The 9999-nt window shown below is 76.7% G+C and carries 8 protein-coding genes and 1 pseudogene; all 9 read left to right on the top strand.

All coding sequences use genetic code 11. The annotated features are described in order from the left end of the window. A pseudogene (locus tag ACFU6K_RS19400) lies at positions 1-511 on the top strand (hypothetical protein); the annotation flags it as partial. Then, the gene (locus ACFU6K_RS19405) at positions 501-2123 is read left to right on the top strand and encodes a CpaF family protein (protein ID WP_380664578.1); all 1623 of its coding nucleotides are present in this window, start codon (positions 501-503) and stop codon (positions 2121-2123) included. The pseudogene ACFU6K_RS19400 and the gene ACFU6K_RS19405, both read left to right, overlap by 11 nt. Then, entirely contained in the window at positions 2123-3088 is a 966-nt protein-coding gene (locus ACFU6K_RS19410; protein WP_380664580.1) for a type II secretion system F family protein, read from the top strand. Before ACFU6K_RS19405 ends, ACFU6K_RS19410 begins: the two co-directional genes overlap by 1 nt. Beyond that, entirely contained in the window at positions 3085-3963 is an 879-nt protein-coding gene (locus ACFU6K_RS19415; protein WP_380664582.1) for a hypothetical protein, read from the top strand. Before ACFU6K_RS19410 ends, ACFU6K_RS19415 begins: the two co-directional genes overlap by 4 nt. Before the next feature lie 60 nt (positions 3964-4023). Next, complete coding sequence (locus ACFU6K_RS19420; protein ID WP_380664585.1) at positions 4024-4323, top strand: hypothetical protein; 300 nt, start codon at positions 4024-4026, stop codon at positions 4321-4323. A 38-nt stretch (positions 4324-4361) separates the two neighbouring features. Continuing rightward, positions 4362-4736, top strand: coding sequence for a TadE/TadG family type IV pilus assembly protein (locus ACFU6K_RS19425; protein WP_380664587.1), 375 nt, complete (start codon positions 4362-4364; stop codon positions 4734-4736). Continuing rightward, entirely contained in the window at positions 4733-5215 is a 483-nt protein-coding gene (locus tag ACFU6K_RS19430; protein ID WP_380664589.1) for a TadE/TadG family type IV pilus assembly protein, read from the top strand. The genes ACFU6K_RS19425 and ACFU6K_RS19430 overlap by 4 nt, the downstream gene beginning before the upstream one ends. 160 nt (positions 5216-5375) lie before the next feature. Next, a complete protein-coding gene (locus tag ACFU6K_RS19435) occupies positions 5376-5825 on the top strand; it encodes a hypothetical protein (protein WP_380664591.1) in 450 nt (149 codons plus the stop codon). Then, entirely contained in the window at positions 5825-9961 is a 4137-nt protein-coding gene (locus tag ACFU6K_RS19440) for a LysM peptidoglycan-binding domain-containing protein (RefSeq protein WP_380664593.1), read from the top strand. Before ACFU6K_RS19435 ends, ACFU6K_RS19440 begins: the two co-directional genes overlap by 1 nt. The last annotated feature ends 38 nt before the right edge of the window (positions 9962-9999 follow it).

The following is a 9999-nucleotide window of genomic DNA, read 5'->3' on the forward strand; positions in this document are numbered from 1 at the left end:
GCCGATACCGACCCCGCCCGTGCCGATGGCGCCGCAGCCGTCGGTGCCCGCGCCCGCGCCGGGGCCGTACGGGCAGCCGGCGTACGGGCAGGGCGGTCACGGCCAGACCCCGTACCCGCAGGGCCCGCACTCGCAGACCCCGTACCCGCAGGGCCCGCACTCGCAGACCCCGTACACGCAGGCCCCGCACGCGCAGGGCCCGTACGGTGCGGCGGCCCACGGCCGGCCCGGGCCCGGCCGCTCCGGCTACGGGACGGCCGAGGGCGAGCAGCCCTCGTACGCCCCGCCGCAGCCCGTCCCGCCGGTGATCACCACCGGACCGGTGGCGCCGCTGGCCGGGCTGGCGCCGCAGCCGGCCGCGCCGGCGCCGTTCCCGGCGCACGTCCAGTCCGCCCCGTACGGCGAGCCGGACGACCAGTACCAGCTCCAGCAGCCGTTGGTGACGGACCGTCAGGACCAGGTGAACGGGCCGTACCCGCACGATCCCGGGGAGGTGCTCCGTGCGCGGTAGCCCCCTGCACCAGCGTCCCACCGCCGATCCGGCCGCGCTGCCCTGGAGCGGGCCGGTGCCCGGCCCGGTCGCCCCGGCGCACGGGTACCAGCCCGGCCCGGTCGCGCCCCAGCCCGGTACGGCGCAGCCCGTCGCGCCGCAGCCCGTCCCGCCCGGTGCGGCCGCCGGGCCCACCGCCGTGCCCTCCCAGCTGCCCTCGCTGGACCTGCGCGGCGCCGCCACCCGGCCCGCCGTCGACCCGCAGGTCGCCCGCGAGCTCAAGCGCCAGGTCGCGGCCGAACTGCACCAGCAGATCACCCGGTTGACACTCTCCTCCGGCTCCGAGCCGGACCGCGCCACCCGCCGCCAGCGTGGCCGGGCGCTGATCGAGGAGGCCGTCGCCCGGTGGTCCGACGCGTACGCCCAGACCCACGGCATCCCGCCCACCCGGGAGCAGGACCGCGCCCTCGCCGAGGCCGTCTTCGACCTGCTGTTCCGGGCCGGCCGGCTCCAGCCCTACCTGGACGACCCGGAGATCGAGAACATCCTGATCAACGGTTGCGACGACGTCTGGGTCTCCAAGGTGCACCAACCCCTGCGCCAGGTACCGCCGGTGGCCGACAGCGACGCCGAACTCGTCGAACTGCTCCAGGACCTGGCCCGCCAGCACGGCGGCGGCGAGCGCAGCCTCTCCACCGCCAGCCCGACCCTCGCGCTGCGCCTGGAGGGCGGCATGCGTCTCCAGGCGCTCACCGAGGTGACGCCCCGCCCGTACGTGGCGATCCGGCGCCACCGGGTGGCCTCCGCGACGCTCCCCGAGATGGTCGAACTCGGCACCCTGGACTCCACCTTGGCGGCCTTCCTGGCCGCCGCGATCCGGGCCCGGAAGAACGTGATGATCACCGGCACCCAGGGCGTCGGCAAGACCAGCCTGCTGCGCGCGATGGCCGCCGAGATCCCGCCGGACGAGCGGATCGGCACCCTGGAGTCGGAGTTCGAACTCTGGCTGCACACCCTCGGCCACCTGCGCCAGGTCGTCCCGATGGAGGCCCGCGAGGGCAACGGCGAGCGCGTCGAGGGGCGGCTGGCCGGGGAGTTGACCCTCGGCGACCTCATCCCGGCCGCGCTGCGCATGACGCTCTCCCGGATCATCGTCGGGGAGGTCCGCTCCGGCGAGGTCGTCCCGATGCTGCGGGTGATGACCAACGGCGAGGGCGGCTCGATGTGCACCCTGCACGCCCGCGGCCCGCACATGGTCGTCGACCGCATCGCCGAACTCTGCCTGGAGTACGGCTCGCACATGACCGACTCACTCGCCTACCGGCTCACCGCCAACGCCCTGGACCTCATCGTGCACGTCACCATGGTCGACGAGACCGCCGTCGGCGGCCGCCGGCACCGCTTCGTCTCCCACGTCCTGGAGGTCACCGGCCTCGGGGAGAGCGGCCGGCCCGCGCTGAACACCGTCTTCGGCCCCCGGCCGGACCTCGGCGAGCCGCGGGCCGTCCCGCACACCCCGCCGCAGTGCCTGGACGACCTGCGCCGGGCCGGCTTCGACGCCTCGCTGCTCGGCTCCCGGTACGGGAGTTGGGCCACCCCGCTGCAGCTGCGGATCGGCGGTGGCACCCGGTGATGCTGCTCTTCGCCCTGTGCGGGCTGGCGGTCGCGGGCGGCCTGGTCGCCCTGGCGCTCTGGGCCCGCGGCGGCGAGCCCGGCGACGAGGACGCGGCCGAGCGGGCGGTCAACCCGCTGGCCGGCCGGCTCCACGTCTTCTGGTACGGCGCCCCCGGGACGGCCGGGCACCGGATGGTCCGGCTGCGCCGCGTCCAGCTGCCGCTGGCGCTCGCCGGCGCGCCGCTGGCCTGGCTGTTCACCGGCATCCCGCTGACCGCGCTGCTGGTGCCGCTGGCCGTCTTCGGCCTGCCCTGGCTGTTCGACACCACCCGCCCGGACACCCACCGGATCGAGCGGCTGGAGGCGCTCTCCGAGTGGACCCAGCGGATCGCCGACGTGCTGCTGCTCGGCGTCGGCCTCAACCAGGCCATCGTCACCAGCCGGCGCACCGCCCCGGCCGCCCTGGAGGACGAGATCGGCGAGCTGGCCGCCCGGCTGCAGGCCCGCTGGCGGCCCGAGGAGGCGCTGCGCGCCTTCGCCGACAGCCTCGCCGACGCCACCGCCGACAAGGTGCTCGCCGCGCTCGTGCTGCGGGCCGGTGACAGCGGCCCCGGCCTGGCCCGCACGCTCTCCGACATGGCCGACTCGGTGCGCGAGGAGGTCCGCCAGCGCCGCGCCATCGAGGCCGACCGGGCCAAGCACCGGACCACCATCCGCTGGCTGGTCGGCATCATCGTGCTGGTCGTCACCGTCGGCTCCTTCAACACCGAGTACACCCGGCCGTACGGGACCTTCCTCGGCCAGGTGGTGCTCGCCGTGGTCGCCGCCCTGTTCGTGGCGATCATCGCCTGGATGCGGGCGCTGGCCTCCCACCCGCCGGTGCCCCGGCTGCTGACGCCCGACCGGCGCAGCAGGAGCGGGTGGCGGACCACCGCCGCGCCGACCGAGCCGGAGCCGGCCGAGCAGCTCGGGGAGGTCCGATGATCTCCCCCTGGTCCGTGCTGGCCGGCGCCGCCGCGGCCGGCGGCCTCGCCCTCCTGGTCGCCGAACTGCGGCCGGCGCCACCGGACCTGCGCCAGGCGCTGGACCGGCTGCACGCCACCCCCGCCGACCGCGAGCAGGACCCGGACGAGCGGCCCCGCTGGTACGACCGGATCGGCGAGCGGTCCGTCCACCTGCGCGGGGTCTCCGTCCCGCGCCGCGAACTCGCCCTGATCGGCCGCACCCCGGCCCGGTTCATGGTGCACAAGCTGCTGTTCGCCGCGCTCGGCCTGATGCTGCCCGCCTACCTGGGCGCGATGGCCGTGCTGATGGGCGTCGGCCTGCCGTTCGCCCTGCCGCTGGTCGCCGGGCCGCTGCTGGCCGGACTGCTCTGGTTCGTCCCGGACGCCGTCGTGCGCGGCGAGGCCAAGGAGGCGCGCACCGAGTACCTGCACGGCATCGCCGCCTACCTGGAACTCGTCGCGATGGAGCGGGCCGCCGACTGCGGCCCCGCCGAGGCGCTGCGCCGGGCCGCCTCGGTCGGGCGGGGCGCGGTGTTCCGGCGGATCCGCGACGCGCTGGAGCGCGCGGCCACCGACCGGCTCCCGCCGTGGGCCGGACTCGACGCGCTGGCCGAGGAGTTGGGGCTCAGCCCGCTCCAGGACGTGGCCGACATCATGCGGCTGTCCGGCAACGACGGCGCCGCCGTGTACGACACCCTGCGGGCCCGGGCCAAGGGCCTGCGCGGGGAACTGCTCGCCGAGGACCTCGCCCGGGCGAACGCCGACAGCGAGCGGATGGTCGCGCCCGGGGCCGCCCTCACCCTGCTGATGACCGTCCTGATCGTCTTCCCCGCGCTGCACCAGATGCTCAACTGACCTCCGCCCCACAGCAGCCGACACCACACCACACCGCCACGTCCCCCCGGGAGAAACCCGATGACCGTACGACTCGTCCAGCTGGCAGGCCGGGTGCTGCGCCCCGTCCTGCTACCGGTCCAGTTCGCACTCCTGCTGTTCACCCTGCGGCTCGGCCGGCTGCGGGCCGCTCGCGCGCGCGGCGACCGCGGCGCGATCAGCATCGAACTCGCCCTCGCCATCATCGCGTTGGTCTTCGTCGCGGGCGCCGTGGCGACCGCGCTCTACCTGCTGAAGGACAAGGTCGTCAAGAAGGTCGAGCAGGACCCGAACATGCCGGGAGCGGGCGGCGCGGGCGGCGCGGGCGGCGCCACCCCGTGATGCGTGCCGCTCTCCGTCGCAGGAGCGACCGGGGGTCGATGAGCCTTAGCCTCGCCATCGTCTTCCCGGTCGTCCTGCTGCTCGTGCTGCTCGTCGTCCAGGCCGCGCTGTGGTGGTACGACCGGCAGGTCGCGCTCACGGCCGCCCGCGAGGGCGTGGACGCCGGACGGGTGCAGGGCAGCGCGACGGACGGCGAGAAGAACGAGGCGGCCCAGCGGCAGGCCCGCGACTTCCTCGACCGGCAGGGCGTGCACGGGTACACGGTGCGGACCGACGGCAGCACGGCGCAGACCATCCGGGTCACCGTCCGGTTGACCCCGCCGCTGCTGATACCCGGGCTCAAGGCGCCCGACATCACCCAGTTCGCCGAGGCGCCGCGCGAGCGCTTCGTACCGCCGGCGGTGACGCCGTGACGGACGCGCTGCGGGCGCCGGGCCCACGGCGGTGGTCGCGGCTCCGGTCGCGACCGCGCAGGCCGGACCGGGGCGGGATCGCGATCGAGGCGGCGATCGTCGTGCCCGGGGTGGTCGGGCTGGTCCTGCTGGCCGTCGCCGCCGGACGGGTGCAGACCACGGCCGGCACCGTGGAGGCCGCCGCCCGGGCCGGGGCCCGGACCGCCTCCCTGCAGCGCAGCGTGGACGGGATGGACCAGCCGGCCAGGGACTCCGCCCTCGCGACGCTGCGCCAGCAGGGCGTGTGGTGCCGCAACGGCGACGTGCGGGTCGGCAAGGGGGAGCTGAACCTGCCCGGCGGACCGGTCACCACCGTCACCGTCACGGTGGTCTGCGACGTGGAGCTGGCCGATCTGCTCGGCGGACCGTCCGGGATACCCGTGACGAAGCACCTCGTCGGCGAGTTCACTTCGGTGGTGGACCGTTACCGGGGCACATGACAGCGCGCGGCGCCGTCACCGGAAAGACAGGGGATTGGAGACGGCCCGTGCGGGGGAGACGCAAGCGGAGAGCGCTCGGGGGATGGCGGAACGGTACCGAGTGGCGCCCGGTGGGGGCCGGTGGGGAGAGCGTCGTGCGAAGTGGGGGGAGGGGACGGAAGTGGTGAGCCGTCTGCGGCGACGGCTGTCGGCGCGCCGGTCCGACCGGGGCGCGGTGGCCCTCTTCGTGGCGATCTGCGCGGCCTACGTCGTGCTCGTCATCGCCCTGGTGATCGACGCCGGCGGCCGGCTGCGGGTCGCCGAGCGGACCGACGCCTACGCCCTGGAGGCCGCGCGGGTCGGCGGCCAGCAGCTCGACCGGGCGGCCGTCCTGCAGGGGAAGGGCTTCAAGGTCCAGGAGAAGTACGTGCGGGACGCCGCCGACGCCTACCTGGGCCTGTACGGCCTGCGGGCGGGCGGCATCGAGTTCTCCGGCGACGGCAAGGTCGTCACCGTCACCGTGCAGGCCGACTACCGCCCGGTCCTGCTGGGCGCCCTCGGGGAACGGAAGGTAACGGGCAAGGGCAGTGCGACCCTCGTCCACGGAGTCGAGAAAGCGGAGACCGACTGATGGCCGCGCCACGTGCCAAGGACCAGGCCCGTACCGCCCAGGCCCGAAACGGCCAGGCCCCCAACGGCCGGGCCGGGACGTCCCATCGAGCCGGCGGTGCCCGAAGGCCCGCCGCCCCGGCGCCCCGACCACCCCGTGGCCGCGGCCGCGCCGTGGCCACCGCGCTCGGCGCGCTGGTCGCCCTGCTCGCGCTGCTGTTCGGCGTCCCCGCGCTGCTGCTGTACGGCACCGACGCGGTCGCCGGGATGGGCGAGGTCGCCTCGGGCGGGGTGGGCGAGGCGCTCACCAGTCCGGACGACGGAAGCCTGTTCCTGTGGGCGCTGGTGGTGGTCGGCTGGATCGCCTGGGCCTGCTTCGCGCTCTCCGTCCTGCTGGAGATCCCGGCCCAGCTGCGCGGCCGGATCGCCCGCCGCATCCCGGCCTTCGGCTGGAGCCAGCGGCTCGCGGCCGGGCTGGTCGGCTCGGTGCTCGCCCTGCTCCCGGTGGCCGGCTCGGCCTTCGCGGCCGTCCCCGAGCCGAACCACACCCCGGCCGTCCAGGCGCAGTTGACGCCGGGCGTGCAGCGCGCCGCACTGCCCGCCGCGCAGGCCGCGCCGGCCCTGACCCCGGCCGCCGAGCAGCAGAGCACCTACACCGTCCGGGACGCCCGTCCGGCCGACAGCCTGTGGTCCATCGCCGAGCGCCAACTGGGCTCGGGGGAACGATGGGTGGAGATCGCCAAGCTCAACGACGGCCGGGTGATGGGCGATTCGGGCATCCGCTTCGACGCCGACCGGCCGATCCAGCCCGGCTGGGAGCTGCTGATGCCGGCGGACGCCAAGCCGGACGAGGCGAGGACGCCGGCGCCGCCCGCTCCGGCCCCCTCGGGCGACGCGGCGCAGGGCGCGCCGCAGGGGACGCCGCAGAGCGCTCCGCAGTCCGGGACGGAGGCCGGTGGGCCCGGTGGCGCGGGCGGTACGGGCGGTGCGGCCGGGTCCGGTGGCCAGCGGACCGTCACCGTCCAGGCCGGGGAGAGCCTGTCGGCCATCGCCCAGCGGGAGCTGGGGGACGGGGAGCAGTGGCCGAAGCTGTTCGAGGCGAACAAGGGGGCGCAGGCCCCGGACGGGGAGCAGCTGACCGACCCGGACGTGGTGGTGCCGGGGATGGTGCTCACCGTTCCGGGGGCGGGGGATGCCGCACCGGCGCCCGCACCGGCTCCCGCTGATCAGGCTCCGGCCGACCAGGCCCCGGCCCCCGCGCCGGCCCCCGCCGACCAGGCTCCGGCGCCGGGTGCTCCCGCACCGGGCGCGCCGCAGTCGGCCCCGGCGCCCGCGCCCACGCACGCGCCGGCCCACGCGCCCGCCCCCGCCGCACACGCCGACCCGGCCCCCAGCGACGACTACACCGTCGCCCTCTCGGCCTCCACCGTCGGCGTCCTGCTCGCGGCGGTCATGGTCGGCGCCGTCGCCCACAAGCGCGGCACCCAGCAGCGCGCCCGCCGCCCCCGGCACCGCATCGCGATGCCCGAGGCCGAGGCCGCCGCCTTCGAGAACGAGCTGATGGCCCGGCAGGACCAGGCCGGACTGGACCTGCTGGACCGCTCCCTGCGCACCCTGGCCCGCAACACCGTGCGCGGCGGCAAGCGGCTTCCCGCCATCGTCGCCGCCCGGATCACCCCGGACCGGACCATCGAACTGCACCTGTCCGGACCGGCCACCCCGATCGCGCCGTTCCGCGCCGCGCACGCCGCCAACGTTTGGTGGTGCGGCGCCGACTCGGGCGACCTGCTCAGCCCCGGCCAGGCCCGGAAGACCGCCGCGCCGTACCCCGCGCTGGTCACCCTCGGCACCTCGCCGGACGGCTCGGTGGTCCTCGCCGACCTGGAGGCCGTCCGACTGCTCCACCTGTCCGGCCACCCGGACGACGCCCGCGACGTGCTGCGCACCCTCGCCGTCGAACTGGCCCACAGCCCGCTCGCCGACCGGCTCCACCTGCACCTGGTGGACCTCGCCGAGGAGGTGCCGATCAGCGGCCCGGCCGCCGAACGGGTGCACCGCCACGCCACCCTGGAGGCCGCGCTCGCCGCTCTCGGCCCGCGCACCGCCAAGGCCCGCGCCACCCTGGTCGCGGCCGAGGCCACCAGCCCGCGCGAGGCCCGCAGCCGGGGTCAGGCCGACGAGTCCTGGACGCCCGAGATCGTGCTCTGCGCCCACCAGCCCGGCGGGGACGTCCCGGCCGAGCTCGGACGCCTGCTCGACGCCCGTCCGCGCACCTGCGTCGCCGTCATCACCCGTGCCCCCGAGCGCGGCACCGGCCCGGTCGCCCGCTGGACCCTGCCGGCCTCCGGCCAGGCCGCGATCCCGGGCCTGCACCTCACGGTCGAGCTGCAGCGGCTCAGCGACCGGCAGTACGACCAGGTCGCCGAGCTGCTCCGGGTCGCCGACGACACCACCCAGCACCCGGCCCCGGCCTGGACACTGGACGGGCCGGAGGACGACACCGACACCACCGAACTGCCCGCCGCCGTACCGGTGCTGGCCGCCGTCGGGGCATCGGCCGCCGTGGCGGTCCCGGCCATCGGGGCTTCGGTCGGCGGGGCGCCGGCTGCCGCGGCTGCGGTCGGTGGGGCTTCGGCCGGCGGGGCTTCGGTCGGTGGGGCTTCGGCTGGCGGGCCTTCCGTCGGCGGGGCTTCGAACGGTGGGGCTTCGAACGGTGGGGCTTCGACCGGTGGAGCGGAGGAGGGCGCGGCCGCCGGCCCCCGGCTGCTCGCCCGGGTCATCGGCACCGGCGCCAGCCCGTTCGCGGGCACCGATCCGGTGGCGCCCGCTCCGACGCCTGCCGCGCTGCCGCCCGCGGCGTCGAGTCCCGCACCGGCTTCGGCGCCCGCCCCGGCTCCGGCCGGCCCGGCGCGGTTCGCCGTCAACGGGCAGGGACGGCAGGCGGCGACCGACGAGACCACCCGCGACCTGCGGCGGCCGGGCCTGCCGGAGGACGAGGGGACGGCCGGGCCGGGGGACATCGGCTCGGAGTCCACGGCGACGGTCGTGCTCGCCGTCCAGCCGGTCGTGCCTCAGCCCGTCGTGGCGGAGCCGGCGGTGGCGGAACCGACCGGGGCGAAGACGGCCGGGGCGAAGACGGCCGAGGGCGTGGCGCCGTCGACCGAGCCCGTTCCCGCCGCCGCTCCCGAGGCCGCCGTCGCCCTCGGGACCGGGCCTGCCGGGACCGTGGAGACCGCGGAGGCCGTCGAAGCCGCGGAGGCCGTCGGTGCGGCGCGGTCCGAGTCCGCCGTCGAGCCCGGCCCCGCCGCCGTCGCCCCGGTCGCCCGGACGACGCCCGGCCGCAGCGACAGCGACGACCTGCTCGCCATCCTCCGCTCCCCGGAGGCGCACGCCCCCCGCAACGCCCCCCGGATCCGGCTGCTCGGCCCGGTGGACGTCGCGGGAGTCCTCGGCGCCGCCGCACCCGGCGCGCTGCCCCGGCTCACCGAACTGGCCGTCTACCTGGCGCTGCGCCCCGGGTCCGACCGGCACGCGCTCGACCACGACCTGCACCCCGGCGCGGCGCACCTCGACCCGCACCCCACCGCGGCCGGCACCGAGAGCCCGCTGCCGGCCAAACTCGCCGACCTGGCCGCCTGGTTCGGCACCTCGCCGGAGGGCCGCGCCTTCCTGCCCACCGAGGGCACCGAGGGCTACTCCTTCGCCCCGGCGGTCACCTGCGACTGGGACGAGTTCCGCGGCCTCTACCGGCGCGGGATGCGCAGCACCAGCGCCACCGCCGACGCGGCCCTCGCCCACGCCCTGGCCCTGGTCCGCGGCGCGCCGTTCGCCGAGGCCCCGCCGGCCTCGTACGGCTGGGCCGAGGCCGAGCGGCAGGACATGATCGCGGCGATCGTCGACACGGCCCACGAACTGGCCGCCCGCCGCCTGCAGTACGGCGACCACCGCAGCGCCGAGGCCGCCGTCTTCCGCGGCCTCGCCGTCGCCCCGGACGTCGAACTGCTGCACCGGGACCTCTTCTACGCCTACGCCTCGGCCGGCGCCCGGGACCAACTCCTGCGCGCAGTCAACCGGTTGGACGCCCTCAGCCGCCGGACCGGCCGGGACCTGGACGCCGACACCGTCGCCCTGCTGCGGGACCTGCTCGCGGGTTCCTGACACCGCGACCGCCCGTCCGGCCACTCCTGCTCCAGGGG

The organism is Kitasatospora sp. NPDC057512, from assembly GCF_042802135.1.
Classification (GTDB): domain Bacteria; phylum Actinomycetota; class Actinomycetes; order Streptomycetales; family Streptomycetaceae; genus Kitasatospora.

Coding starts and splice junctions, on each gene's coding strand:
- ACFU6K_RS19410 (WP_380664580.1), top strand. CDS start 2,123: ATGCTGCTCTTCGCCCTGTGCGGGCTGGCGGTCGCGGGCGGCCTGGTC.
- ACFU6K_RS19415 (WP_380664582.1), top strand. CDS start 3,085: ATGATCTCCCCCTGGTCCGTGCTGGCCGGCGCCGCCGCGGCCGGCGGC.
- ACFU6K_RS19420 (WP_380664585.1), top strand. CDS start 4,024: ATGACCGTACGACTCGTCCAGCTGGCAGGCCGGGTGCTGCGCCCCGTC.
- ACFU6K_RS19425 (WP_380664587.1), top strand. CDS start 4,362: ATGAGCCTTAGCCTCGCCATCGTCTTCCCGGTCGTCCTGCTGCTCGTG.
- ACFU6K_RS19440 (WP_380664593.1), top strand. CDS start 5,825: ATGGCCGCGCCACGTGCCAAGGACCAGGCCCGTACCGCCCAGGCCCGA.